This window comes from Salinispirillum marinum (assembly GCF_042650105.1).
In the GTDB taxonomy this organism is placed as follows: domain Bacteria; phylum Pseudomonadota; class Gammaproteobacteria; order Pseudomonadales; family Natronospirillaceae; genus Salinispirillum; species Salinispirillum marinum.
Map to the genome: position 1 here is coordinate 290,290 of NZ_JBHSAL010000005.1, position 25,198 is coordinate 315,487.

Consider the following 25,198-nt stretch of genomic DNA (forward strand, 5'->3'; position numbering starts at 1 on the left):
TCGCTAGGGTTGGGTTAACAAGCCCTGGATAAGACCTTCCTGCATGCGCACCTGCATGGGCGTACGCATACGCTGAGCGATGAACACGGAACAAAAATCATCCAAGGCTTTATAGAAATCATCATTGATGATCAAGAAATCGTACTCGCTGTAGTGCGACATTTCACTGATCGCATCGCGCATGCGCCGGGCAATAACAACAGCGGAATCTTGGGCACGCTTTTCCAACCGCTCTTGCAAGCTGTGTAGCGATGGCGGAAGAATAAAAATGCCCTGCGCTTCTGGCATCAAACGGCGAACTTGCCGCGCCCCCTGCCAATCGATTTCCAGAATCACATCGTGGCCTTTGTCCAACTCACGTTCAACATACGACTTGGACGTACCGTAATAGTTATCAAACACCTGCGCATGCTCAAGGAAATCCCCCTGCCCGACCATGGCTTGAAAATCATCCACCGAGACAAAGTGGTAATGTTCACCTTGTTCTTCACCCGGACGCATCGGTCGCGTGGTATGAGAAATGGATAAAAACACGTAGCTCAAGCGCTTGATCAACGCATTCACCAAGCTGCTTTTACCTGCACCCGACGGGGCGGAAACAATATAAAGGGTGCCTTTCGCCATAGTCTTTTTATTCCTCATCACCAATAAAACGACAGCCCGCAGGCTGCCGTACAATGTGGTTGATTATAGCCCATCAGGAGCCTGCCATAACTAAATACGGAAGAAGCTCACTTTCTTGGTTAACTGATCGGCCAAATCGGCCAAAACGTCACTGGACGCCGCGACCTGATTCGCACCCGCCGAACTGGCCATGGTGGAATCATGAATCCGGTTGATGTTTTCATTAACCTCTTCCGCCACCCGGCTTTGCTCTTCTGACGCTGCAGCAATTTGCAGGTTCATATCATTAATGGCCGTGACCTCATTGCGAATACTCGCCAAGGCGCCTTCCGCATCGCGGGTCTGCTCTACCGTTTGTTGTGCAAGTTCACGGCTGGCCTGCATGATGCTGGCCGCTTGACCAGAACCTTCTTGTAACTTAACGATCATGGTACTGATTTCACGTGTAGACTCTTGCGTGCGCGTGGCCAGTGATCGAACCTCGTCGGCCACCACCGCAAAACCACGGCCATGCTCACCGGCACGCGCTGCTTCAATGGCCGCGTTCAAGGCCAGCAAGTTGGTTTGCTCGGCAATGGCGTTGATGACTTCGGTGATCTTTTCGATGTTGCCGCTGTCGGCCGATACCGCTTCAACGGTTTTCGCCGCTTTCTCTAAGGTTTCTGCCAAGTGCAGAATGGACTTGGTGGTCGCCTGCACTTTCGTATTGCCGTTGTTCACTTCGCGGTCGGCTTTCTGCGTGGCGGTCGCGGCACTGGTTGCATGGCTGGCTACTTGACCCACCGATGCTGCCATTTCATTGATGGCCGTTGCCATTTGCTCGGCCTCACTGGACTGCACTTGAATCTGACGATTGTTGTCGGCCGCCGTGCTGCGTAATTGGTTCGACGATTCGGTCAAATCATCGGCCGCCGACCGTACTTCCTGAATGATGCCGCTCAACCGCTCAACCATTACCCGCATAGAACCCATAACGCTGTCGGGGTATTTTGAACTGATGGAGATGTTCAGTTCACCTTCCGACAACCGACGAATGGCCGAAGCCACGTCTTCCGGCTCGCCACCCAAGGTTTTACGCATGTAATAAATGATGCGGCTTGATACCAAAAGACCCACCACCAAAGATACGGCGGTTAACACAATCATCAAAAATCCAAAGCCCGACGCACGTGTCTGCACGCTATCAATGTCTTCGCGGATAAAGGTTTCTTGGTAATCAATAAAGGCATTAATGCGTGCCAACCATTCGGTGTAGTTACCCGCCACCTGACGCGACAACAATTGCGCCGCCGCTGCCGTATCGCCACCCTGCCGCACGCGCAACAATTCTGCGGTAGAGGCTAGTGTGGTGCGTTCAATTTCTTTAATACGGTTCAGTAATTGACGTTCTTCATTAGTCGCACCAACGGTCGTAAACAACTGGTCCATTGGCCGAGCCGATTCCGCATAAAACTGTTCGAGGGTACGAATCTCTTCGATATGGCGGTTTAACGTTTGATTATCGGTTGCTAAAACCGCATCACGAATGGAGATGGCACGGTCGTGCACACTGCCACGAAAGTTGATGGCGTATCGCTGCTTCAGCGTTGCGCCCTCATTAACCTCGGTTAGGGTGCGGTCAATCACGCTTACTTGCTGGATGCCGACGACGGTGCCAACCACCAAGAGCAGCAAAATTACACCAAATCCCAACGCTAACCGCTGGGCAATTGATAAGGATACACGCATATCATCTTCTCGCTATTGTGTGAAGAATAAGGGCAGACTTACCGCTTAGGGCCGTGATGATCGCTCACAAAACACCCAGCATGAACAGCAAAGTCATCGGCATGTACTATCAATGAAACGGGGTTCAAAAACAATGGGAAAGAAGGCAATTGAGTAGATAGTTTCCAACGCATATTCCCAGTTGGCCACGACAGGTGCAAACACAGAATCCTACTGACTTGCGGTGTGGCAAAGCGTGTTGGCCGCAAGGTGGATCCCGTACCGGAACATGAGCTAAAACCGCATGGTTGAGATCAAGTCACCCAAGAGGCCGTTGAACTTTGAGTAAAGATTGGCGCCCCTGCTCCTCCTGCCGCGAATAAACGTCCTTCATCGCGCAACCGGGATATCAAAATGCAGAACGTCTTCACGAGTGCCGAGCTTGGTATACAGGTTAATCGCGGGTTGGTCATCTTCGTCGGTGTCGGCTTGCACAAAGATGACATAGGCGCCGCGTGCAGCGCCTAGTCGCTGCAGCTCTTGAATAAGGCCGGTTGCGATGCCTTGTCGACGACACGATGCACTGACCGCCAAGTCGTATATGTAGATCTCACTACGCTGTTGTTCAAATTTGCGCAGTTCGTAGGCCGCCAAGCCACCGACCACGTCATCCCCCTGCCAAGCCACCAAGGCGATGAAGGTATCGCTGGCCAGCAAGTTTGTCAGGTAGGCGGCATCGGGTGGATGTCCGGTGTAGGTTTCAAAGTCGTCAAAGACTTCACCAAACAAGGTGACCAGTTTCGCCATGCCATCGAGATCGGCGGGAGTGAGTTGTTGAATGTTGATGGGCATGGCGAACTCCTAACCTGAAATGTTGTTACTATTACCCACGCAGCCTTACTAACAAGCGCTGCCATGCATTTGCTTTAGCCACCAGTGCCAGTGCGATTAGGCCTTGCATACCGTTACCCACTATAGGTAAGACATACTGAAGAAACTCAGCCACATTATGAGGCATCATAAACACTTGCCGAGATAACTGAACAAGGGCGGTAACTAAAAGATAAATACCGAGAAGCTGAATAATGAAGGCTTGCGTACCCTGTGGTAGGCGTTTTTGACTGTCTTCTTCAATACTCTGTAGTACTTTACCCGAAAGCCGCCATAACAGCACAACAGCCAAAAGCCCGAGCGCTAAAAACCCAATGCTGACCCATGGGTAAAGCTCGTGCTGTTCTAGCCTACTAACCGTCGAGAAGAGAACAAAAAGAGTCGAGCCACTGAGCACTAGGTGCACAAGCAGCCAAAGCGCCAATACCCGTATAGCTATAGCAGTGATCTGTTTGGTTTCCATGTTTTCTTCCGTTTATGCTTAAGAACACCTCCAAGATAGAGGCGCTCATCCTGTTAAGAACCTGTATGAACCACTACGGTGCCCGCCAGTTTGTCGTGCCATGTTTGATTTTTCGCATCCCAGAGCATCCAGAAAAAACCAAGCAGCAACGGTATTGTCGAGACGAAATACCTAACATATTGACGCCGGCCCATTCCGGCGCGTGGTTTACATTATGCCGCCATAGGCATGAAATCAAGCATTCAGCGCTCACACAAACCATGGAGCTGCGCATACTGTAGCAGCATGATGGTTTTACCGTCTTTGATCTCGCCCGATGCCACCATAGCCATGGCCTGATCAAATTTCAGCTCTAACACCTCAATGTTTTCTTGCTCATGGTCCAAGCCGCCACCTGAAGACACCCTCATGTTGTCCGAATATTCCGCTACAAAAAAGTGAACGATTTCGGTCACCGACCCCGGTGACATATAGGCTTCAAAGATTTTACGCACGTTATCGACCCGGTAGCCAACCTCTTCTTCAGCTTCTCGTCTTATGCAGTCTTCCGGATCGTCCTCATCCAGTAAACCGGCACAGGCTTCGATCATTAAGCCATCGGGGTTGCCGTTGACGTACGTCGGCAAACGAAATTGCCGGGTCAGAATGACGGTGCCTTTTTGGGGGTTATACAGCAGAATCGTTGCACCATTACCCCGGTCGTACGCCTCACGCTCCTGCTTGCCCCACTCGCCGGACGCATTCAAATACTCAAACGAATACTTGTTCAGGGTGTACCAATTGTCGGACAGCAGTGTCTTTGTTAAATGCCTGATTCTATCTGTCATAGGTTCCTTGTTGGCTAAGGAGTTGGCGGATAATCGCACGATTTAATCATTTCGCCCGACCTACATCATAGACTATAATTTTTCGTGACTTTGAGAGAGGGCTCCAGCCATGCAAACATTAACAGCAAACGACGCCAAACGAAATTTTGGCGAGCTACTTCTCAGCGCCCAACGAGAGCCGGTCATCATCAGTAAAAACAGCAAAAATGCGGTTGTTGTCATGTCCATGAAAGACTTTGAAGAGTTAGAGGCGATGAAGCTCGACTACCTCAAACACTATTTTGAATCCGCAAAAAAAGACTTAGACAGTGGTGCGACGGTTGATGGTGCTACTTTTCTAAACGCTCTTTGATTGCTCCTCAAACATGCAAAACAAACAGTACAAGCTCAGCCGATTAGCGCAAGCCCACCTGCTTCAGATAAAAAGTTACACCGTCGAAAATTTCGGCGAGCCACAATGGCATAAATATAAAGCCACATTACTTTTGGGTTTTCAGACTTTAGCTGACAACCCGGATTTGGGCAGACGTTGTGATGACGTTTTCCACAACGGATTTTACTTTCCGATCGGCAAACATATGGCCTACTACACCAAAGAGACCGACTTCATCCTGATTGTCGCTGTATTAGGGCAATCTCAGCTACCGCAGAAACACTTAACGCAATGGCACACTAGGTAGTCCTCGCACTGCTCATTTTATGGCCCGCCGCTTTGATAGAAGACATATCCAGCGGCTTAGACTCTCCACTTGACTCACCCTCAACCAGCGCCTGCCTAAGAACGGCAAGACGATTTTTAGCCTGCTGATCAGTCGAGGTGATGGTTTTGCGATGCATACTCATAGCTGGCGCTCCTGATACGGCAGAAGTATGAAAATATCATACACCCTTAATGTATTGAATCATCGGCACCTTCCGAGTACTGCCCGACGAGTTGCAGAAGGAACACCCATCATCAATGTCGTGTGGACTCATCGCTCGCATAGCGGTCGATAACCGATACAAATGGAAGGGTTTTGACGAGTGGTTGCGAGGCTTTGGCAAACAGCTCATATGCTCACTGTGCATATTAAACGGCGAACAACCTCGCTATATTTTCTGGAAATGCAGAATCAATGACTCTGACCCTTAAGATTGCAGAATCAATAACTTTAACCCCTTTGGCTTCTTGTTATAAAAGTTCACTTCGCATAGCAGACAAGTACGCGAAATGCCTAAACTCATCTGGTATAGACTTACCCACTGATAGCTCTTGGTAGGCAAATTTCAGAGCGCAAGTACCTAAAGCAGCAACATTCAGTCCTTGAACATATGGTTGATAATTTTCAGGTAGGTAGTCTTTTATTAACGCTCCAGCGCCTGCAACTCCAAACCAAGGGTCTGTTGCAACAGATGTGAGTGAACGCTTAACACGCTGGAATTTAGTCTCTTTCATGACCCTGTTGAAGTCATTCAAATCACGATGCAGCTTGTTGAGTGCTTTGTTTTTTCTTTTTGGGATATCTTGCGATGACATTATTTGATCGACTATTGAGTCCATTGAGTCACGCAATGCTAGTAATTCAGCATTCCTGCGCATTTTGAACTCGACAACTTCTGGAAGAGGAACAACAGCAGCTGGAATTTGCACAGCGTCATACAGTTCAAACTCAAGGCAACCTTGTCTTTTCGAGTATTCTTGAGGAACGATTAGCCTTTGTGTAGGCTGGGCAATACTCCACTCTTTATCTTTGACTTTATTATTCTGTTCAAAAGCAACCATTTGCGAGGCGATAAATAACAACCCATTTTCATGTGCTTCCATTCTTTGGAATCTGACCTCGGTAGATGTGGCGATTCCCTCTTGTATTAGAAATTCAATATCAGGGCCACCGCCGACATGAATCATATTATTTACGGGATAATCGATCTTATCCCAAAACAAAAGATACTTGCGAAGATTTACAGCTTCAACACCTCCCGCTAGCTGAAGACCGCCACCATCCAGCATCCTATAGTTTGGTGTGATAATTATACCGCGTTCCATAATGCCTCTTCACTTGTATAACTATTAAGCGGTTATAGCCGCAGCTGAGCTGCCGTATAATCGCTTAATTGAAAAATGGGTCCATCTTGCGTACAAACCTAACGAAACTAACCCTAACGCATTGTTTTAAGAAGCTTTTTGAGGATATACCCCAAAAAAACACGCATCACATTTACGTCAGCTTAGCAGAAAAACGTGCATGTGCACGCTGAAAGGTTTGATTATCGTCAGGTGGTGCGAAGTTCAGGCAATGGACGCAGGGGTATGCCTCAAGGCGCGCCTTCCGGCCTGCCGCGAAGCGCCGGAGGCATACGCCGAGAGTCCATGCCGGGACGTTGGCGAGGTTACGCCAACCCAGAGCCCTCAATACCCGACGGTGGTGCTGATGGTGTGGCTTTCCCACGGCGCTAACAAGCGCTTATCCGGCCCGGCATTCGCAGCTTCCAAACACACCATATGCTGATAGCCGTTGGCCGGGAATTGGCTCAGGGTCGTGCTTTTTTCCGGGCCTGGGTTCCACACCACTAGGGCAGAGCAGCCATTGCGGGTTATGGCGAGGTCTTTCTTACCGGCGCTGCTCAAGCGCACGGGGCCAGCGTACTGGTAGTAAATGCGGTCTACTTCTTGAGTGATCGTAAGCGGGCCGGGTTGGCCGGGGCGGTCCTCGTCGGTCAGTTTATCGAGGTAGCGCACGCTGGTTAGGCCATGTATTTCTGCGCTGGCGATGTCGCTAACCGGCAAATAAGTGTGCAGGGCTTGGCTCAGCAGTTGTGGTTCGTTGCCGATGTTGCGCGTGGTGAGGTGCACGGCCAAACTGCGGCCCAATACAAATTCTACGCTCACGGCCCAGCGTTCTTCGGGCAGCAAAGAATTTAGGGTTTCCGGCGGGATAGACATTTGCACCCGTACTTGCTGGTGTTCCACGGTCACGCTGTCGAGTTGCCAGTCGGCAGTGCGGGCCACGCCGTGCGCGGGCGCGCCCATCCGGTCGTTACCAAACCACGGCCAGCAAATGGGTATGCCGCCGCGTAAGGCGGTGCCGGGCTTCTGTTCGTCCACCGGGCTCATCCACAGCAGGTCGTCTTCGCCAGAGGGACGGCAACTCACAAGATGCGCGCCAGTCATGGCTATTCGCGCGCTGACGTTGGGGTGTTCAATGGTCAAGATAACACGGCCATGAGCATTGGTGTCGTAGGTGATGCCGTTCGGTAGCGGCGGAGTTGCAGCGCTGTCGGTCATAAACCCTCCACAAATTGCGCAATGCGCGCCAAGGCTTCTTTTAAGCGTTCTGGTTCACACGTATAGGCGAAGCGCACGTAATGATTGGGGTGGGTGCCGCCAAAGTCATCACCGGGGGTAACGGCGACATGATGCTCGGCCAGCAGGCGTTCACAGAAGGTCAGTGCATCCAAGCCCGTGTGCGAGATGTCGGCATACAAATAGAACGCGCCCTGCCCGGCAACGGGTAAGGTAAAGCCCAATTCGGTTAGCCCGGCTTGCAAACAGGTGCGGCGTTCCGCAAAGGCGGCGACCCGGGTGGCGTATTCTTCGTCCATATCCGGCTGTAAAGCGCGTAATGCGGCGTATTGCGATACCGTCGGCGGGGCCAGGAAGAGGTTTTGGCACAGCCGGTTGGCGGCATCTATGGCGTGTTCCGGCACTACGCACCAGCCCAAGCGCCAACCCGTCATGCCATAGTATTTGGAGAAGCTGTTGATTACCCAAGCCTCGTCGGTGAATTCCAGAATGGAATGCGAGCGCTCGCCGGTGTAGTTCAGCCCTTGGTAAATTTCATCCACAATTAAGTGTGCATCGCGCTGCATGCACCATAGGTTAAGCGCTTGCAGTTCTTCCCGGCGCAGCACTTTACCGGTTGGGTTGGCGGGGCTGGCAACCAGTAAAGCGCGGGTTTCTTCTGTCCAATGTTCAGACAGCCATGGGGTATCCAGCGTGAAGCCCTGCTCCACCGGCAAGGGCGCGCAGTGAGTGTGGATGTTCAGCAGCGCCGCAATGTGCCGGTTGCACGGGTAACCGGGCTCAGGGAGCAACAAGGTTTGTTGAGGGTCGAGCGTTAGGCTCAGTACCACTTGCAGCGCGCCCGATGCACCGGGGGTAAGAATAAAGCGTTCTGGCGCGACCTGAATGCCATAACGGCGTTGGTAACTGGCAGCCAATGCGTGTTGTAGGTCGGGAATGCCCGTCGACGGGGTGTAAAAGGTTTTTCCGGCGGCTAAGGCGGCTTGTCCGGCGTCAACCACGCGCTGCGGCGTCGGAAAGTCTGGCTCGCCCACTTCAAGGTGAATCACATCATGGCCTGCGGCCATCAGCCGATGGGCGGTGCCCAGTATGTGCATGACCTGAAAGGCGGCCACCTGTTGCTCTCGTTGTGCCAATGCGGGCATGCGGGTACTCCTCTCAACCACAGACGCTTGTATGCGCATCCTACCAGCGGGTAAACTCTCTCGCCATGGCTAACCCACCTGCACGCCCTGTTTACATTGGCCGCTTTGCGCCTTCCCCGTCTGGGCCATTGCATTTTGGTTCCCTCGTAACGGCGCTTGGCAGCTATTTGGATGCGCGAGCGCACAATGGCCAATGGTATGTGCGCATGGAAGATATTGACCCGCCACGCGAACAACCGGGTGCGGCCGACGATATTTTACGCACGCTGGAAGCCTTCGGCCTGCATTGGGATGGCCCGGTGGTCTGGCAAAGCAGCCGCTCGGAAGCCTATTTGGCTGCACTGGAAGCGCTGGCAGAGCACTGCTTTTACTGCACCTGCACACGGGCAGAACTGCGCCCTTATGAGGGGGTGTATCCGGGCACCTGTCGCGCCCGCCAGCAACGTCTTTCTGAGCAACATTCCGCCATTCGCTTGCGCACCCCGGATACCCCGCTGTGTTTTCACGACCGTGTACAAGGGCAAATTTGTCATACCCCGCAAGAAACCGGCGGCGACCCCATATTGCGCCGCAAAGATGGTCTGTGGGCCTATCAATTAGCGGTCGTGGTGGATGATGGCGCACAAGGCATTACCGATGTGGTGCGCGGCAATGATTTATTGAACACCACCGCCGGGCAAGTCTATCTGCAACAGTGTCTTGGCCTGCCGACGCCGCGCTATTTGCATTTGCCGCTGATGGTGGATGCCGAGGGGCGCAAACTCAGCAAACAAAATCATGCGCCCGCGCTGGACCCTTCGGCCGCTAAACCCTTAATGCTACAAGCCTTAAACGTCTTGGGCATAGCGCCTCCTGCCCACCTAAACGACGCTACCTTGGAAGAAATACTGCGTTGGGGCATAGCCCATTGGCTCGACCATGTACCGTCGTTGCAACCGACCACTGTATGCAGTATCGCACTGACTGAGACGCTGACACCATGAGTTTCAGTTTAGGCATTTTATTGGGTTGTTTGGCCGGTTATCTGGCCTTGCTGGGGTTGGTCGCCATCGCGTCCGATCGCGGCTGGTTGACGCGTCGCTGGTCGGAAAACCCGCTCATTTATACCTTGGCGTTAAGCATTTATTTCAGCGCTTGGGCGTTTATGGGCAGCCTTGCCTTGGCGTACCAGTTTCAAGCCGGATTCCTGACCCTATATGTCGGTGTGGTGTTGCTCTTTGTTGCGGCGCCGGTGCTGGTGCGCCCGGTATTACGCATTGCGCAGAGTTATCAGTTGGGTTCACTGGCCGATATGATGGCCTTCCGCTTTCGTTCCCGTTCCGCCGGAACTTGGGTCGCCTTGGCGCTCACCCTCACCGCACTCCCCTTATTGGCGCTACAAATTCGCATTTTGAGCGACAGCGTGCAGTTTTTGTTACCGGGAACGCCAGTACTGCACATTGCGGCAGCGTTCGGGGCCGTCGCCGTGATACTGACCATGCTCTTAAGCGACCGCCAACGCACGCCCACGCAGCGGCATCACAGTTTGGTGATGGTGTTAGCGCTCGACGGTGCTTGGAAGTTGGCGGTGATGCTCGGCTTGGGCGGTTTTGTGGTGTGGCAGTTGTTCGCCGGACCAGCTGACTTGTGGAACTGGCAGCTGCAAGAGGCGGAGCGTTACCTGCGGTATAACCCGCGTTTGGCACTGGCCCCTGGCCTCACTATGGTCATCATGTTTGTGCTGGCGCCCATCGTTTTCCCGCATATGTTTCATATTCTGGTGCGAGAACACCCCGACCGTTCCGAGCCGCGCTGGTTGCAGTGGGGCTTGCCAGTGTATGCGGCGTTGTTCGCGCTGCCGGTTTTGCCCATTCTTTGGGGCGGCATTCGGCTGAACTTCCCGACCGCTGCCGAGCTTTTTGTGCTGAGCATACCGACCTTCATGTCGTTCCCGGAGCTCACCTTGGCGCTCTTTGTGGCGGTGGCCTCGGCCGCACTGACGACCACGGTAGTAACAGCGCTGGCCTTGGCATCCATGTGGGTGAACCATGGCGTGCTGCCGTACTTTCCGCCACGCCGCGAAAGTGCCGACATTTACCGTTGGTTGTTGTGGATGCGCCGTGGCATTGTGGCCGCGCTATTAGCTCTCAGCGTATTGGTGGCGCTGCTGCTGCATGACCAACAAAGCCTGACCCAATTGGGGCTGGTGACCTTTGCCTCCGCGTTGCAATTTATTCCCGGCTTAATTGGTTTGTTGTATTGGCCCGGTGCAAGCCGTCGTGGCTTTGTCGGCGGGTTGATCGGCGGTATGGGCAGTTGGCTGCTGTTGATGGGCTTACCCCTGTTGTTGGCACCCGGTTTGTTGCCCTTTCCCTTGCCTGCCACCATTGCGGTGCTGGGCGATGAATGGTTTACCTCGTCGTTGTTGGCGTTGCTGATTAATTTGTCGTTGTTTGTCGGGTTGTCTATTCGTTACCCACCGTCCCGCCGTGAACTGGCAGCAGCCAGTGCCTGTAGCCAGAACGCCCCATTGTCACCCAGTCGGCGGGCCCTGCGAGCGCACAACGCACGCGAGTTTGTGCAGCAATTGGCTCGACCCTTGGGGCAGGTAACGGCAGAGCGCGAGGTGGATCGGGCCCTCAATGAATTAGGCTATACCTCCGCCGAATATCGCCCATTCGCCTTACGCCGTTTGCGCGACAGACTGGAGGTGAACCTCTCTGGCTTGATGGGCCCTAGTGTGGCGCAAGCCCTGGTAGAGCGCTATTTGGCGGTAGACAGTAATGAAATCGACCCCGCTACTGAAGACCTCTACCTGGTCGAAAACCGGCTGGAAGGTCTGCATACCCAGTTAACCGGTATGGCGCGTGAGCTTGATCAGTTACGCCGCTTTCACCGCGATACCTTGATGCGCTTACCCATTGGTGTATTTTCGCTCGCTGCCGATGGCGAAATTCTATTGTGGAACCGGGTGATGGAGCAGTTGGTTGGCTTAACGGCCGAACAGGTGCTGGGCACCCGGTTGAATGCCTTACCCCCAGCTTGGCATGAATTGCTCTCTCAGTTTGTGAATGATCAACAAACCGATGCTGCCACCTTGCCGTTGGATACCGACGAAGGCCGCCGCTGGTTAAGCCTGCATCGCTCCGCACCGGATGCCCATGCCAGCGCACAGTCCAGCGTGGAGTCAGCGGCTGTGGTCGTACTGGTGGACGACCAAACACAAACCAAATTGCTGGAAGACGAACTCATTCACAACGAACGTCTGGCCGCCATCGGCAGCCTCTCCGCCGGGGTGGCACATGAAATCGGCAACCCGATTACCGGCATTGATTCGCTAGCACAAGAGCTAAAATACATCAGCCAAGACAAAGACGTCCAAGACGTGGCGGTGCAAATTCGTGAACAAACGCAACGGGTGACCACCATCGTACAGTCACTGGTCAGCTATGCCCATGCCGGGCAATCCAAACGCCAGGGCGACCATAGCCCGCATGCGTTGCATGAAATCGTGCAGGATGCGGTAAACCTTCTGCAATTAAGCAAAGACAAAAAGCCCGTTGTGCTGCTCAATACCGTGCCACCCGAGTTGATTGTACTGTGTGACCCGCAACGCTTGGGGCAGGTGTTCATAAACCTGCTTACCAACGCGCGTGATGCTTCCAAACCACGCGATGAAATATTGATTGCCGCACTGGCCGACGCACACCGTATTCATATTGAAGTGGTAGACCGGGGTACCGGCATTCCCGATGCAGTAAAAGACCGCATTCTGGAACCCTTCTTCACCACCAAAGAGGTGGGCAAAGGCACCGGACTTGGTTTAGCCTTAGCCAGCAACATCATTGAAGAACATTTTGGCAGCTTGGAATTTGAAAGCCCGGCGTTCCGACTGGAAGGCCGAGGTACGCGGGTTATAATCACCCTTCCCCGATACAGTAGCGACACGGAATCAGCAGAATAATGGCCAACATACTCGTCGTCGAAGACGAAATGATCATCCGCAATGCCCTCCGCCGCTTACTGGAGCGCAACGAATTCACGGTTACCGAAGCCGGTTCGGTAGACGAAGCCTGTCAGAACGATCTGGACCAGTTCGATCTCATCATCAGCGATCTTCGCTTGCCCGGTGCAGAAGGCACGGAAATGATCACGCGCGCCCCCAATGTGCCCGTATTGATCATGACCAGCTACGCGAGCATGCGCTCCGCGGTAGACGCTATGAAACTGGGCGCGCAAGACTACATTGCCAAACCCTTTGACCACGACGACATGGTACAAACGGTCAAGCGGATCCTATTACATCGCCAAGGGGCGATCACCACCAGCAGCGAAGGTTCCAGCGAAAACCCCGGCACTGATGGTCAGTTGCGCCTCGGCCAAATGGTAGGGCAATGCGCACCCATGCAATTGCTGTACAAACAAATTCTGAAGATTGCCCCCACACCCGTCACTGTTCTAATTCATGGCGAATCCGGTACCGGTAAAGAATTGGCTGCACGCGCCATTCACGACCACAGTGCGCGCGCTAAGGCACCGATGATCTCCGTAAACTGCGCGGCGATTCCGGAAAGCCTGATTGAATCCGAACTGTTCGGGCATGAGCGCGGAGCCTTTACGGGCGCCGTATCAGCACGGCAGGGCTTGGTGGAAGCCGCCGATGGCGGGTCATTGTTCCTTGATGAAATTGGCGAATTGCCGATGGAAGCCCAAGCGCGTCTGCTGCGGGTGATTCAAGAGCGCGAAGTGCGGCGCGTGGGCACGGTGCATTCCCGCAAAGTGGATGTGCGCTTAATCGCCGCTACCCACCGCAATCTCAAAGAACTGGTAGAAGCCGGGCAGTTTCGCGAAGACTTATATTACCGCCTGCAGGTGATTGAGCTAAAAATTCCTCCGCTGCGCGTGCGTGGTGATGACATATTAATGATTGCCGAAGTACTGCTGCATCAATACGCCGAGAAAATGGGGCTTGCCGAACCGACCTTCTCGTCCGCCGCACGCAAGGCCATTCGGGAATACCATTGGCCCGGCAATGTGCGAGAACTCGAAAATGCCATGCAACGCGCGTTGATACTGAGCGAAGGCCCGGAAATTGAAGCGGCTGTATTGAACATTGACCAGCGCGCCCGCGAGCATGTAATGCCAACACCCATTCAGAACGACAGCGACCCAACATTGCTCGCACCCGAGGATCCCTTGGAATCGCCCAGCCCCGAGGATGCGTCCTTAGAAGACTACTTCGTGCAGTTTGTGTTGGAGCATGAAGAAAACATGAGCGAGACTGAACTGGCGCAAAAACTGGGCATCAGTCGTAAAAACTTATGGGAACGTCGCCAACGCTTGGGCATCCCGCGCCGCAAAAGTAGCAAAGGGTAACAGCGGTAACAACAACCTGTTACCGATCACCACACACACCCTCTGTAAACAGGCAGTCAGTGCCGAGTAAATTTATTAAGTTATTGTTTTTAAAGGTTTTTTAAAAACTGGCACGCCCCCTGCTATTACACTTGTACAATAACAAGTCCGACAACAAAAACAAAAACGGACAACATAGAGAATGACAGGGCCCACCTAAGAACAAAAACAAGGGCCCTTTTTTCTTGTCTGAAATTTCACTTTTCGCCCTCTACCCCCCGACTTTTCAATACTTTCTATCCCCTGTTCGGCAGACCTTAAAGTGCGCGTTCCTCCTGATTGCCCAGACGCTTTGATCTAGTCAACCTCGACTGTATAACTGTTCTGCTCCGAGCAAAGAATCAGGAACGCAGGGAATTACATGCCGTTCTGGCGTCACCGAATTTGCATGAAAACATTGTTACCTACCGAAACACACGACTGGGTAAAACGGTAACAAAAGTCACACATTCAAGTTCACGTAAAGATACGAAAATTCTTAACACATTGTTTTTAAAGGGTTTTTTAAAATTGGCACGCCGCCTGCTACTAGTAGCGTGCGAAAGACGAGCTCTAAAACAAAAATAACAACCGAGCGCATGACATTACGGTGCCGCCTAAAAATAAAAAGAAGGTGCCGTTTCTGCCAGACGCAGAAAACAACAAGAAAAAGATGCGTTGACAGTGAACTTGCTGCGCAAGCTGGCCTTCGGGCCAGCTTGATGATCTTCTGCTCTGCTTACTAACCTCGGTACAACTCATCACTTCTACTGTTCAGGCCTTCTGCCATGCGTTAAACTGCGCCGCATTGAAGATTTTTTGATCACCTGAAGGAATTCACCCGTTGCTGCAAGCTATAAAGCGACTATTTGGCCAAGCCACCACGCCGGTCTCGGACACTGTGACGCTTACCCATATACCCCGCGAACATCACCCCATTTCACGCAAAGACATCAGCGAAAATGCGCTGAAGGTTTTGTACCGTCTGCAAAAAGCCAATCATGAAGCGTATCTGGTCGGTGGTGGTGTGCGTGATCTACTGGTCGGCTTAAAACCCAAAGATTTCGATGTGGTGACCGACGCCACCCCGGAACAGGTCCGCGATTTGTTTCGTAATTCGCGCATCATTGGCCGGCGCTTTAAAATCGTACATGTGCTGTTTGGTCGCGAAGTGATTGAAGTGGCCACCTATCGTACCGGTGCAGAAGAAACCGATGACGAACCGAGCGGCAAAGACGCGGCGCATGTGCGCTCGCAGAAAGGTATGCTGCTCCGTGATAACGTCTATGGCACCTTGGAAGACGATGTGATCCGCCGTGACTTTACGGTAAATGCGATGTACTACACGCCGAAAGATTTTTCCTTGGTGACCTTACCGCAATCCATGGAAGACATCGCCCAACGCCTCATTCGCATCATGGGCAACCCGGAACAACGGTACCGTGAAGACCCCGTCCGGATGCTGCGCGCCGTTCGGTTCGCGGCCAAACTCAATTTCAACATCGAAGCGCAAACCGCCGCCCCGATCAAACCGTTGGGTGAACTGTTAGAGCACATTCCCGCCGCGCGTTTATTTGATGATGTACTCAAGCTGTTCATGGGTGGATATGCGGTTCGTACCTATGACTTATTGCACGAATACGGCCTGTTCAAACGGTTGTTCCCGGACACCGCGAAAATCCTGCAACAAACAGACAACGCCTCGTATGACCGATTGATTCGTCAGGCCTTGGCCAATACCAACGACCGCATTGCCCAGGGTAAACCGGTGACGCCTGCGTTCTTATATGCAGCCATGCTGTGGCCGGTCATGCATACCGAAGCCACTGAGTTGAGCGCGCACGGCATGCCAACGTTGCCCGCCTATCAGCAAGCGGGGCAAGACGCGTTATCTCGTCAAGGTCGCCGTACCTCGATTCCCAAGCGCTTCCAAATCAGTATCCGTGAAATTTGGGAGATGCAACTGCGCTTGCCTCAGCGCCATGGTCAGCGCGCCGAACGCTTGGTTACCCACCCGCGTTTTCGTGCCGCCTTTGATTTCCTATTGCTGCGTGAAGCTGCCGGTGAAGTCACCGATGGTTTAGGCCAATGGTGGGAAGATTATCAGGAAGAACACGTCGATGGCCGCGTAGCCATGGTGAAAAAATTGGGTGCACCGGCCGGTGGAAAACGCCCAGCCCGGCGTCGGAGACGCCCGCAATGAAACAATTCCATCAGGCCTTTATTGGCCTCGGTAGCAATATGGACGACCCTATTGCGCAGTTAGATAAGGCTATTGATGCCCTCCAGCGCACCGAAGGCGTTTCGCTGGTCGCTGTGTCGGGTTATTATCGCAGCCAACCCATTGGCCCGCAGGATCAAGACGACTTCATCAATGCCGTGGTTGATATATCAACCAATCTCGAACCGGAGGCATTGCTCTCCGTTTTGCAAACCATAGAGCAAGCGCAAGGTAGGATTCGTGACCGCCATTGGGGCCCGCGTACGCTCGACCTTGATCTGCTTTATTACGAGGGTGAAACGCGGCAGAGTGAAATGCTAACGTTGCCGCACCCACGCATCACCGAACGGGCCTTTGTGTTGATTCCTTTATATGATCTCGCCCCTGACTTGGTATTTCAGGATCACCCGCTGGAGCACTGGTTGACACTGACCGACGACCAGAGTGTTGAGCATCTGTCTTTGTGAGCTGACGCCACAGATTAAGAAAAAATCATCTATAGTTGTGCTCAGCACCACCAAAAGCTGCATTGGCGTTTATCGCTTGCGCGCTTTTCGGTATAGTTCCCGCCTCTCTATACGTGTGAGGTTGCCATGACGAAAGTCACGATCAACACCCTGCAAAAAATGAAAACCGAAGGCCAGCGCTTTGCGGCGTTGACCGCCTACGATGCCACGCAAGCCCATTGGGTCAGTTCTGCGGGCGTTGAAGTCCTGCTGGTGGGTGATTCCCTCGGCATGGTCATTCAGGGTAATGACAGCACCGTTCCGGTGAGCTTGGACGATATGGTGTATCACACACGCGCCGTAGCACGAGGTAACCAGAACGGATTACTGATGGCTGACGTGCCCTTTATGATGGCGGCCACGGTAGAACGTACGCTTGAGGCTGCCCACGCCTTGATGCAAGCGGGTGCTGAAATCATCAAGGTCGAAGGTGGCGCCTGGCTGGCCCCGGCGATTGAAATTTTGGCGCGCAATGGCGTACCCGTGTGTGCACACTTGGGGCTAACCCCGCAAGCGGTCAATAAATTTGGTGGCTATCGCGTACAGGGCAAAACCGATACTGCCGGTGAACAACTTCTGGCCGATGCCAAAGCCTTAGAAGACGCCGGTGCCGACGTGCTATTGGTTGAATGCATACCCGCACCACTGGCAAAGCGCCTGACCGCGCAATCTCGCGTACCGGTCGTTGGTATTGGGGCGGGTGCCGACACCGATGGACAAGTCCTTGTCTTATACGACATGCTGGGCATGAACCCCGGTCGCAATGCGCGCTTTGTGCGCAATTTCATGGCCGATGCCGACACCCCTCAAGCAGCTATAGCCGCCTATGCCGATGCGGTACGCAACCGTTCGTTTCCAGCCGAAGAGCACAGCTTCTAATGTTACAAGTATCCACTCGCCCGGCGCTGCGTGAAGCGCTCAATGCAGCTCGCGCCGCTGGCAAACGCATTGGCTTTGTACCCACCATGGGCAATTTGCATGGCGGGCATATCAGCCTGGTGAAGGCCGCTCAAGAAAGCTGTGATTTTGTGGTATGCAGTATTTTCGTTAATCCCACCCAATTCGGGATGAACGAAGACATCGACAACTACCCGCGTACGCTGGATGCCGACAAAGCCCTGCTGGATGAATCCGGGGTCGACCTGCTGTTCACCCCCAGCGTGCACGACATGTATTCTGACTTGGAGCTGACGTGGGTTGAAGTCAATGGCATTACCGAACGCCACTGCGGCGCCAGTCGCCCGAACCATTTCCGTGGGGTGGCAACGGTGGTGTGCAAATTCTTGAATCTGGTACAGCCCGACTGCGCCTATTTTGGCCGCAAGGACTACCAACAGCTGGCCGTTATTCAACGTATGGTCGAAGATTTATTTATACCCTGTGAAATCATCGGCGTACCGACGGCACGTGCCGCCGATGGTCTAGCACTCAGTTCACGCAACGGCTATTTAACCCCGGAAGAACGTGTGCTCGCGCCACAATTGCATGCCTGCTTGCAAGAAGCCAAGGCACGCATTGAGGCGGGTGTTACCGACTACAACGCCTTAACCGCGTGGGCTAAAGAACAGTTAGAATCGGGCCCTTGGCGGCTCGACTATTTCACCGTATGCCGCCAAGCGGATTTGGCCCCGGCCGAGCCCGAAGACCGCGCACTGGTTATCCTCGCCGCCTCTTGGCTAGGGCGTGCCCGGCTCATTGACAACATCACCCTGAGCCGTTGAACAGCGTAGGCCAATCAGGCATACTTGCCGCCCGTTTGCTGTGTAAAGGTCGGCGAATGCTACCGTTTACACAGCTACCTACGTCCTTGTTAACTTTGACCTACTTTGGCAACTGAATGGGTATGTGTATGCAACATCTCATGTTGAAAGCTAAGCTGCACCAAGCACGTGTTACCCACGCGGTACTGAACTATGAAGGCTCTTGCGCTATCGATGGTGACTTGTTGGACATGGCAGGGATACGCGAATTTGAACAAATTCAAATATACAACATCGACAACGGTGAGCGTTTTACCACCTACGCGATTCGCGGTGAGGAAGGCAGCCGTATCATTTCGGTGAATGGCGCCGCTGCCCATAAGGCATCCGTAGGGGATAAGATCATTATCTGTGCCTATGCCATGTATGACGATGCCGAATTGGCGAACTTCAAGCCCCGCATGATCTACATGACCGCCGACAATGATGTCAGTCACACCAGCAACGCTATTCCAGTGCAAATGGCGTAAACGCATAGAAGTCATAGTAGGGTGCGATGATTCGACACCCTAAAACCATCATAATAATCAACAATACTGCGCCCAGCCTGACTACCTAATACATGAGACTGACCTCGTAGGAGATCAGCCGTAAGAACATCATTACTTTTGTTAAGGAATCGTATCATGGTTGCGCCAACCCAATTCCCGTCATGGCAGGCTTTGGCCGCCCACCAGCAAACCCTCGTTGATCAGCACATGCGCTCGCTGTTTCAACAAGACCCGGCACGCAGCGATCGCTTCACGCTGTCGGCAGCGGGCATTACCCTCGACTACTCCCGCAACCGGTTAACCGATGACACTGTAACCTTATTGCTGCAACTGGCACAGGAGAGCGGTTTAGCCGAAGGCATTGCAGCCATGTTTGCGGGAGACACCATCAACAACACCGAGCACCGCGCCGTATTGCACACCGCCTTACGCAATCGCTCAGCACGGCCCGTTCCGGTGGATGGTGAAGATGTAATGCCCACCATACGCGCAACCCTGCAGAAAATGCGCGATTTCGTGACCGCCGTCGATGAAGGCTCCTTCGTCGGCTATACCGGCAAGCCGTTACGCACCATTATTAATATTGGCATTGGCGGCTCTTTTCTCGGGCCGAAAGTGGTGAGCGATGCATTAAAGCCTTACTGGAAACCCGGTTTCGATTTACGCTATGTGGCTAACGTCGATGGCACAGATTTCAGTGAAGCCTGCAAAGGCCTGGATCCTGAAACCACCCTGTTTGTGATTTGCTCGAAAACGTTCACGACGTTAGAAACCTTAAAGAATGCCGAAGCAGCACGAGCTTGGTTTTTAGCCACCGGCGCGACCCAAGCTGATGTGCAGCATCACTTTGTGGCCGTATCCACCAATACCCAAGCTGCTACTCAGTTTGGTATTGATGCCAACAATATGTTCGACATGTGGGATTGGGTCGGCGGCCGCTACAGCTTGTGGTCGGCCATTGGTCTGCCACAAGCCTTGGTGTTCGGCATGGATGTGTTCGAGCATCTGCTCGCCGGCGCACACGCCATGGACGAACACTTCCGTACAGCACCCTTAGGTGAAAATATGCCGGTTATACTTGGCTTATTGGGCATCTGGTATCAGAACTTCTGGGGTGCCGAGTCGCAAGCCGTACTGGTGTACGACGAATACCTGAAAGACTTCCCCGCCCACTTGCAACAGATGGATATGGAGTCAAACGGCAAGCGCGTCACCAAAGATGGCACGGCAGTAACTTGGCAAACCGGTGCCGTGGTGTGGGGTGGCACAGGCACCAATGGCCAACATGCCTACCACCAATTGATTCATCAGGGTACACGGTTGATTCCGGCCGATTTTATAATGCCATTACGCAGCCACAACCCGATTACCGATCATCATGCGTGGTTGTTTGCCAACTTCTTAGGGCAACAACAAGCGCTTTTAGAAGGCAAAACAGCTGCCGAAGTTACCGCTGAACTGCTCGCCAAAGGTATGTCGGAAGCGGATGCCAAAGCCTTGGCACCGCATAAGGTAATTCCCGGCAACCAGCCACATAACGCCATGACGTTTACACTTGGCACCCCGGAAGTGATTGGTGCGCTGATCGCACTTTACGAGCAAAAGGTGTTTGTACAAGGGCATATCTGGGGCATCAACTCGTTCGATCAGTGGGGCGTTGAATTAGGCAAGGTTCTTGGCAATGCGGTTTACAAAGCCTTGCAATCCGGCGATACGGTCGGCTATGACAGCTCCAGTGCGGCGCTGATTGAGCGCTTTCGCGCAGCTCAGGACTGAAGAGGGCCCTACCTGAAGGCCATGAAGCAAAAAGCCCGTCATTTGACGGGCTTTTTATTGGCCGTAGGGAGGCTCAGCCCACCCGAACATGCCAAGGTTCAAAGCGGACGCCAAAGCGGTTGTCCACCGTGTATCGGATTTTGCTGTAACCCATTTCCTGCAACTTGCGGAATTCACGGGTATTCGCAAACTCCGACGAGAAGTTGCCTAACCCCAAGCCTACCTGGCCTACATCAAAGTCACCCAACGCATGGAAAGAATAGCCCGGCGGCGCTAACGAACGTGATGCCCGCGACAAATTTCCTTCGGTTTGCTGCAGCTTCGCCAGGAATAAGTCAAATTGCTTCGCCACATTGCGCACACCAGACGTCAAAATTAGAGTATCACCAATGTCATTGACCATGCGCGCGTACAACTCAGATGACTCACCACGGTACAAATAATGCCCCGAACGAGGAATGCTGACCACGTCGTTCGGGCGGATTTGCACGGCGATATTGGTGGTCGTACGCTCCCCCATGAAACCCAGCTCTGACGCATCCCGGTGGAACATACCGTCCATAAGCGCCACTTCACGAGGCGTAAATTCACCAATGGTTGGCACGTTCCGCGCAAAACGCAGCATGTCGTCCCACGTCAAAATATTAAAATTTCCAAAACCGACCCACTCGCGCACGCGCTCTAAACGAGCATTGGCAGATATTACCAACTCCCAATCCGCAGGATCGACCCACACATCATTTTCAAACACATCATCAAACCGACGAATACGGTCTAGGTACTCGGGGTCTGGCTCGTTGTGTTCTACCGTTGAAGTGCCATGATCATGGTCGTCATGGGGTGCTTGAAAAGACTGATTGGCCTGTTCAGTCGCACGCGCTATAACATCTTGCGGCAGACTGGCTTGTGCCTGCGCTTCTATCTCGCGCAACAACTCAACTTCCTGCCGAGTGCCACGGGCAAACTCTTCGATGTTCACGGACAGTTCTTGGTGTGCATTTTCAATATGCACCGAATTAGCAATTTCTTGCGCTGTGATGTGTTGATGCGCCACTTTAACAGGCTGACCAAGTCGGTTGTGATACCATACGTAATGACCACAGGCCGCTGCCGCGCCTGAGACAAATAAGCCTTCTAGGAAGGTACGTCTTTTCACAACTCAATCCTCGTACGCTTGGGCCAGGTTAGCCTACCAGCGCTATGGCATCAAAATACTACCGCAAAACACACCACTGCACCCCAGAGAACAACTCATGACAGGCGCAGCACGCGGCATTTCAGCACAGTAATTTAACAGCTTTGCAGCACGTTGGAAACGTCAGGCGGTTGTTTTCTTATTGGTCAGCTTTCAGCGGCAATAAAATATGCATACAGGTGCCCTTCCCTTCATGACTGACACAGCGAATTTTGCCCTGCAGCCTCTGCACTACGAGGTTGTAGACAATATGCAAACCCAGCCCGCTACCGCCACGTCCGCGCTGTGTGGTGAAGAACGGCTCAAATACGCGTCGGCTAATCTCGGGCGTCATGCCCACGCCATCGTCGCAAAAATCAACCGCCAAATAGGCATCTTGCGTATGCAGACCAATCCGAATGTGACCTTCGCGCGCGCCGTCTTGAAATGCATGGGTGAGGGCATTCATGATCAAATTGGTAATGATTTGCGCCAAGGCGCCGGGGTAGGTTTGCAAACGAATGTTTTCGCCCCCTTCCACCGCAACCGTAACCTGTGTCTTTTTGAGCTTGGGTACTAGGCTATGCAGTACATCATTCAAGTACGCATGCGGTTTAATTTCCCGCCGCTCCTCACTGGTTTGATCCACCGCTACCTGTTTGAAGCTGCGAATCAAGCTGGCAGCACGCTGTAAATTACCCAAAATAATGTCGCAACTTTCACCTGCATTGATGACAAATTCATTGAATTGCGTTTTGGTAAGGCTTCCGGCGTTGACGCTTTTTTGCATATTCTGCACCTCGTCGCTCAGATGCGAGGCAGCGGTTACGCTAACCCCCAAGGGCGTATTTACTTCATGGGCAACGCCACTGACCAATCCACCCAAGGACGCCATTTTCTCCGCTTCGACCAATTCCTGCTGTGCCACCGTCAGTTTTTCAATGGTTTCTGCCAGATGGTCGTTGGCTTGCTGCAAGTCCTGCGTCCGCTCTTCTACCATGGCCTCCAAATTTTCCTGGTGCGCCCGAATTTCCTCATCGCGCGCAATCAATCCCAGCCGCATGGTTTCGATGGTACGGTACACCTCGCCTAGCTCATCGTTGCGGCGTTGCAGTGAAAACGCTTCTTGCGGAGAAATAGGCGCGGCGTGCGAACCCGGACTGATGGTCTGCAATGCCTTCGATACCAACTCCAGCGGTTTGGCGACAAAATACCGTATGCACAGCACCAACACGGCCGTGAACGCTAAGGCCGACAGTAGAATGACCGCCAGTGTCAGCCCCCAAACAGGACGCAACTGGTTCTGCACCACCGAATCGGCGGAGAACAATTGGCCCACACCGATCAACACCATCTCCCCACCAATTTCACGCATCAAAGGAAAACGGTATTCGTTGGTCCAGCCTTTGACCGTGTCGTGTTGACGCACGCGCTCCCAATCACTGGCCACCGAGGGGATACCATTGAGTTTCGGCAAAACAACACCCGCTTCGCTGGTCATCAAGCCGTCGACATCCAGCACACGCACGCCGGTAATATAGGGGTTGCGCGCCATGGCATCGACCTGTTCGGCCAACAAATCTGCGGCGAAATTCCACAGCGCATCCGCTAAAAAAGGCTCGAAGTTATCGATCGTATAGACAATGGAGTCTTCACGATTCCGCTGCTCCACACTGTAGCTCATATAGTATTGCGCCCCCGCCGTTAGCAAGGTGAGCAATAGAAAAAAGCCCATGGCATACACCATGAACGTTGTGGCAAGGACATTACCTTTGACAGCTCGTTTCACAGTTTATCCTTTTGTCGGATGATCGCCTCGGCGGCTTTGCACAGTTGCTTTGTCCATCGGCTCCATTATGATGTAATGCAGCAAGGTGCTACCAACGTGAGTACCTGCATGAAAGTATTGACGCTGTGACGGATTTGTCAAAGTTCCTATCCCGCTTTTACGAAGACACGCGAAGTTCAAACCTTATGACCCATATTACGTCACTCGGAGCCATCCGGTGCTGAAAAAAAGTTCGCCCAGTACCGTCGGTATTATTTTAACGCCAGGCTTCGCGGTGGGCAGCTTGGGGGCTCTATTGGATGTTTTACGCGCGCTGCAGGAAATTGAAGCGCCCGATTTGACCCTGCAAATTTTTGCTGAACAGAACACCAAGGCCGACGACTGGCCAGCACCATGGCCCAGCTCACCGTTACCCACCAGCTTGCCCACCGCTATTCAACATTGGTTTGTGATGGGCGGCCCGGCACGCAAACCTGACCTCGACAGTGCTCTGTTCAAGGTTCTGCAAGAAGCCACGCCGTTTGCATCCTGGTGTGGCGTTGCCCATGGCAGCCTGTGGTTAGCAGCGGCAGGCTTGCTGGACGGGCATGAAGCTACCATCAATGTCCCGGCCGACTTGGATTGGTCAGTGCCCGGTTCTATTCGGCGCAGCGCCCGGGTGGTGTGTGTGGATAGAGATCGCTTCACCTGTTTGGGTAATAGTGCCGCGCGGGACTTGGGTTTGTCATGGGTGAGCCACTATTTCAGCCCGGCGCTGGCCGGTCAGCTCGACAGTTATTTGCTGGCCGAACGTACGCCGACGGACCCGGCGTACGCAGGGGCCTCGGGCGACCTGCCTGTGGGCTTGCAGGAAGTGAACAGTTTGATGCACAACAATATCCAGGAACCGCTTACGGCGGACGAACTGGCGCAATTGATTGGTGTTTCCCGGCGGCAGTTGGAACGCTGGTACAAAGAGTATTTCAATTCTTCTCCGGCCCGGTATTACCTGCAAATACGCTTGGATCAAGCCAAGCTGATGCTGCAACAAAGTAAAGACTCTGTGGCCGACATTGCGATGGCGACGGGATTTTCCAGCCCCGCACACTTTGCTACCTGTTACCGCAAGGCCTTTGGCCTGTCACCCTCTGCCGTGCGTCAGCATCCCCGCCGACGACGCTTCTAAGCC

The 25,198-nt window shown here is 53.2% G+C and carries 24 protein-coding genes; 12 read left to right on the top strand and 12 right to left on the bottom strand.

What is annotated here, in order from left to right:
- Nucleotides 1–3: 3 nt before the first annotated feature.
- From gmk to nudK, 6 genes are all read right to left on the bottom strand, one after another.
- Nucleotides 4–624 (bottom strand): guanylate kinase, encoded by a 621-nt coding sequence (gmk, locus tag ACFOSD_RS14855; RefSeq protein WP_380697947.1) that lies wholly within the window; start codon nt 622–624, stop codon nt 4–6.
- Nucleotides 625–714: 90 nt separating this feature from the next.
- Nucleotides 715–2,352: a methyl-accepting chemotaxis protein gene (locus ACFOSD_RS14860; RefSeq protein ID WP_380697949.1), complete on the bottom strand. Its 1,638-nt coding sequence runs from the start codon at nt 2,350–2,352 to the stop codon at nt 715–717.
- Between the two features lie 369 nt (nt 2,353–2,721).
- Nucleotides 2,722–3,183 carry an AAC(3)-I family aminoglycoside N-acetyltransferase gene (locus ACFOSD_RS14865; protein ID WP_380697951.1) on the bottom strand — a complete coding sequence of 154 codons (462 nt, stop codon included), beginning with the start codon at nt 3,181–3,183 and terminating at the stop codon, nt 2,722–2,724.
- Between the two features lie 31 nt (nt 3,184–3,214).
- A complete protein-coding gene (locus ACFOSD_RS14870) occupies nt 3,215–3,685 on the bottom strand; it encodes a hypothetical protein (protein ID WP_380697953.1) in 471 nt (156 codons plus the stop codon).
- Nucleotides 3,686–3,738: 53 nt separating this feature from the next.
- Nucleotides 3,739–3,879, bottom strand: coding sequence for an RDD family protein (locus ACFOSD_RS14875; protein ID WP_380697955.1), 141 nt, complete (start codon nt 3,877–3,879; stop codon nt 3,739–3,741).
- A 48-nt stretch (nt 3,880–3,927) separates the two neighbouring features.
- Nucleotides 3,928–4,512, bottom strand: coding sequence for a GDP-mannose pyrophosphatase NudK (gene nudK / locus ACFOSD_RS14880; protein WP_380697957.1), 585 nt, complete (start codon nt 4,510–4,512; stop codon nt 3,928–3,930).
- 109 nt (nt 4,513–4,621) lie between these two features.
- On the opposite strand from nudK, the gene ACFOSD_RS14885 reads away from it, so the two are divergent.
- On the top strand, nt 4,622–4,864 hold the full coding sequence (locus ACFOSD_RS14885; RefSeq protein ID WP_380697959.1) for a type II toxin-antitoxin system Phd/YefM family antitoxin: 243 nt from the start codon (nt 4,622–4,624) through the stop codon (nt 4,862–4,864).
- A gap of 13 nt (nt 4,865–4,877) precedes the next feature.
- The gene (locus tag ACFOSD_RS14890) at nt 4,878–5,192 is read left to right on the top strand and encodes a type II toxin-antitoxin system RelE/ParE family toxin (RefSeq protein ID WP_380697961.1); all 315 of its coding nucleotides are present in this window, start codon (nt 4,878–4,880) and stop codon (nt 5,190–5,192) included.
- Here ACFOSD_RS14890 and ACFOSD_RS14895 read toward each other — a convergent pair.
- The 4 genes from ACFOSD_RS14895 to ACFOSD_RS14915 all read right to left on the bottom strand — a co-directional run bounded on the left by ACFOSD_RS14895 (nt 5,185) and on the right by ACFOSD_RS14915 (nt 8,940).
- On the bottom strand, nt 5,185–5,355 hold the full coding sequence (locus ACFOSD_RS14895) for a type II toxin-antitoxin system ParD family antitoxin (RefSeq protein ID WP_380697963.1): 171 nt from the start codon (nt 5,353–5,355) through the stop codon (nt 5,185–5,187). The genes ACFOSD_RS14890 and ACFOSD_RS14895 overlap by 8 nt on opposite strands.
- A gap of 328 nt (nt 5,356–5,683) precedes the next feature.
- Entirely contained in the window at nt 5,684–6,538 is an 855-nt protein-coding gene (locus tag ACFOSD_RS14905; protein ID WP_380697965.1) for a DUF6236 family protein, read from the bottom strand.
- A gap of 363 nt (nt 6,539–6,901) precedes the next feature.
- The gene (locus ACFOSD_RS14910; protein WP_380697967.1) at nt 6,902–7,777 is read right to left on the bottom strand and encodes a D-hexose-6-phosphate mutarotase; all 876 of its coding nucleotides are present in this window, start codon (nt 7,775–7,777) and stop codon (nt 6,902–6,904) included.
- Nucleotides 7,774–8,940 carry an aminotransferase class I/II-fold pyridoxal phosphate-dependent enzyme gene (locus ACFOSD_RS14915; protein WP_380697969.1) on the bottom strand — a complete coding sequence of 389 codons (1,167 nt, stop codon included), beginning with the start codon at nt 8,938–8,940 and terminating at the stop codon, nt 7,774–7,776. Before ACFOSD_RS14915 ends, ACFOSD_RS14910 begins: the two co-directional genes overlap by 4 nt.
- Before the next feature lie 65 nt (nt 8,941–9,005).
- Here ACFOSD_RS14915 and gluQRS point away from each other — a divergent pair, with 65 nt between their 5' ends.
- The 9 genes from gluQRS (at nt 9,006) to pgi (ending at nt 21,067) form a co-directional block, all read left to right on the top strand.
- Nucleotides 9,006–9,923, top strand: a complete 918-nt coding sequence (gluQRS, locus tag ACFOSD_RS14920) for a tRNA glutamyl-Q(34) synthetase GluQRS (protein ID WP_380697971.1) — start codon at nt 9,006–9,008, stop codon at nt 9,921–9,923.
- Complete coding sequence (locus tag ACFOSD_RS14925; protein ID WP_380697973.1) at nt 9,920–12,883, top strand: ATP-binding protein; 2,964 nt, start codon at nt 9,920–9,922, stop codon at nt 12,881–12,883. Before gluQRS ends, ACFOSD_RS14925 begins: the two co-directional genes overlap by 4 nt.
- Nucleotides 12,883–14,295, top strand: coding sequence for a sigma-54-dependent transcriptional regulator (locus ACFOSD_RS14930; protein WP_380697975.1), 1,413 nt, complete (start codon nt 12,883–12,885; stop codon nt 14,293–14,295). Before ACFOSD_RS14925 ends, ACFOSD_RS14930 begins: the two co-directional genes overlap by 1 nt.
- 862 nt (nt 14,296–15,157) lie before the next feature.
- On the top strand, nt 15,158–16,516 hold the full coding sequence (gene pcnB, locus ACFOSD_RS14935) for a polynucleotide adenylyltransferase PcnB (RefSeq protein WP_380697976.1): 1,359 nt from the start codon (nt 15,158–15,160) through the stop codon (nt 16,514–16,516).
- The gene (gene folK / locus ACFOSD_RS14940; RefSeq protein ID WP_380697978.1) at nt 16,513–17,001 is read left to right on the top strand and encodes a 2-amino-4-hydroxy-6-hydroxymethyldihydropteridine diphosphokinase; all 489 of its coding nucleotides are present in this window, start codon (nt 16,513–16,515) and stop codon (nt 16,999–17,001) included. Before pcnB ends, folK begins: the two co-directional genes overlap by 4 nt.
- A gap of 126 nt (nt 17,002–17,127) precedes the next feature.
- Nucleotides 17,128–17,919, top strand: a complete 792-nt coding sequence (gene panB / locus ACFOSD_RS14945; RefSeq protein ID WP_380697979.1) for a 3-methyl-2-oxobutanoate hydroxymethyltransferase — start codon at nt 17,128–17,130, stop codon at nt 17,917–17,919.
- The gene (panC, locus tag ACFOSD_RS14950; protein WP_380697981.1) at nt 17,919–18,761 is read left to right on the top strand and encodes a pantoate--beta-alanine ligase; all 843 of its coding nucleotides are present in this window, start codon (nt 17,919–17,921) and stop codon (nt 18,759–18,761) included. Before panB ends, panC begins: the two co-directional genes overlap by 1 nt.
- A gap of 128 nt (nt 18,762–18,889) precedes the next feature.
- Complete coding sequence (panD, locus tag ACFOSD_RS14955; protein WP_380697983.1) at nt 18,890–19,270, top strand: aspartate 1-decarboxylase; 381 nt, start codon at nt 18,890–18,892, stop codon at nt 19,268–19,270.
- A 156-nt stretch (nt 19,271–19,426) separates the two neighbouring features.
- Nucleotides 19,427–21,067: a glucose-6-phosphate isomerase gene (gene pgi / locus ACFOSD_RS14960; protein ID WP_380697985.1), complete on the top strand. Its 1,641-nt coding sequence runs from the start codon at nt 19,427–19,429 to the stop codon at nt 21,065–21,067.
- Nucleotides 21,068–21,140: 73 nt separating this feature from the next.
- Here the strand turns inward: pgi and ACFOSD_RS14965 are convergent, their stop codons facing one another.
- Nucleotides 21,141–22,223 carry a D-alanyl-D-alanine carboxypeptidase family protein gene (locus ACFOSD_RS14965; RefSeq protein ID WP_380697987.1) on the bottom strand — a complete coding sequence of 361 codons (1,083 nt, stop codon included), beginning with the start codon at nt 22,221–22,223 and terminating at the stop codon, nt 21,141–21,143.
- 178 nt (nt 22,224–22,401) lie between these two features.
- Nucleotides 22,402–24,030, bottom strand: coding sequence for a sensor histidine kinase (locus ACFOSD_RS14970; RefSeq protein WP_380697989.1), 1,629 nt, complete (start codon nt 24,028–24,030; stop codon nt 22,402–22,404).
- Between the two features lie 217 nt (nt 24,031–24,247).
- Between ACFOSD_RS14970 and ACFOSD_RS14975 the strand changes: the two genes are divergently transcribed.
- On the top strand, nt 24,248–25,195 hold the full coding sequence (locus ACFOSD_RS14975; protein ID WP_380697991.1) for a GlxA family transcriptional regulator: 948 nt from the start codon (nt 24,248–24,250) through the stop codon (nt 25,193–25,195).
- Nucleotides 25,196–25,198: the final 3 nt, after the last annotated feature.

What these genes read in the sequence shown, in the direction of transcription:
- ACFOSD_RS14860 (WP_380697949.1), bottom strand. Translation starts at nt 2,352, where the DNA reads ATGCGTGTATCCTTATCAATTGCCCAGCGGTTAGCGTTGGGATTTGGT.
- ACFOSD_RS14885 (WP_380697959.1), top strand. Translation starts at nt 4,622, where the DNA reads ATGCAAACATTAACAGCAAACGACGCCAAACGAAATTTTGGCGAGCTA.
- ACFOSD_RS14875 (WP_380697955.1), bottom strand. Translation starts at nt 3,879, where the DNA reads ATGGGCCGGCGTCAATATGTTAGGTATTTCGTCTCGACAATACCGTTG.
- ACFOSD_RS14895 (WP_380697963.1), bottom strand. Translation starts at nt 5,355, where the DNA reads ATGAGTATGCATCGCAAAACCATCACCTCGACTGATCAGCAGGCTAAA.
- panD (WP_380697983.1), top strand. Translation starts at nt 18,890, where the DNA reads ATGCAACATCTCATGTTGAAAGCTAAGCTGCACCAAGCACGTGTTACC.
- ACFOSD_RS14915 (WP_380697969.1), bottom strand. Translation starts at nt 8,940, where the DNA reads ATGCCCGCATTGGCACAACGAGAGCAACAGGTGGCCGCCTTTCAGGTC.
- gmk (WP_380697947.1), bottom strand. Translation starts at nt 624, where the DNA reads ATGGCGAAAGGCACCCTTTATATTGTTTCCGCCCCGTCGGGTGCAGGT.
- folK (WP_380697978.1), top strand. Translation starts at nt 16,513, where the DNA reads ATGAAACAATTCCATCAGGCCTTTATTGGCCTCGGTAGCAATATGGAC.
- ACFOSD_RS14910 (WP_380697967.1), bottom strand. Translation starts at nt 7,777, where the DNA reads ATGACCGACAGCGCTGCAACTCCGCCGCTACCGAACGGCATCACCTAC.
- panB (WP_380697979.1), top strand. Translation starts at nt 17,128, where the DNA reads ATGACGAAAGTCACGATCAACACCCTGCAAAAAATGAAAACCGAAGGC.
- ACFOSD_RS14865 (WP_380697951.1), bottom strand. Translation starts at nt 3,183, where the DNA reads ATGCCCATCAACATTCAACAACTCACTCCCGCCGATCTCGATGGCATG.
- gluQRS (WP_380697971.1), top strand. Translation starts at nt 9,006, where the DNA reads ATGGCTAACCCACCTGCACGCCCTGTTTACATTGGCCGCTTTGCGCCT.
- ACFOSD_RS14925 (WP_380697973.1), top strand. Translation starts at nt 9,920, where the DNA reads ATGAGTTTCAGTTTAGGCATTTTATTGGGTTGTTTGGCCGGTTATCTG.
- ACFOSD_RS14930 (WP_380697975.1), top strand. Translation starts at nt 12,883, where the DNA reads ATGGCCAACATACTCGTCGTCGAAGACGAAATGATCATCCGCAATGCC.
- ACFOSD_RS14870 (WP_380697953.1), bottom strand. Translation starts at nt 3,685, where the DNA reads ATGGAAACCAAACAGATCACTGCTATAGCTATACGGGTATTGGCGCTT.
- nudK (WP_380697957.1), bottom strand. Translation starts at nt 4,512, where the DNA reads ATGACAGATAGAATCAGGCATTTAACAAAGACACTGCTGTCCGACAAT.
- ACFOSD_RS14905 (WP_380697965.1), bottom strand. Translation starts at nt 6,538, where the DNA reads ATGGAACGCGGTATAATTATCACACCAAACTATAGGATGCTGGATGGT.
- ACFOSD_RS14890 (WP_380697961.1), top strand. Translation starts at nt 4,878, where the DNA reads ATGCAAAACAAACAGTACAAGCTCAGCCGATTAGCGCAAGCCCACCTG.
- pgi (WP_380697985.1), top strand. Translation starts at nt 19,427, where the DNA reads ATGGTTGCGCCAACCCAATTCCCGTCATGGCAGGCTTTGGCCGCCCAC.
- panC (WP_380697981.1), top strand. Translation starts at nt 17,919, where the DNA reads ATGTTACAAGTATCCACTCGCCCGGCGCTGCGTGAAGCGCTCAATGCA.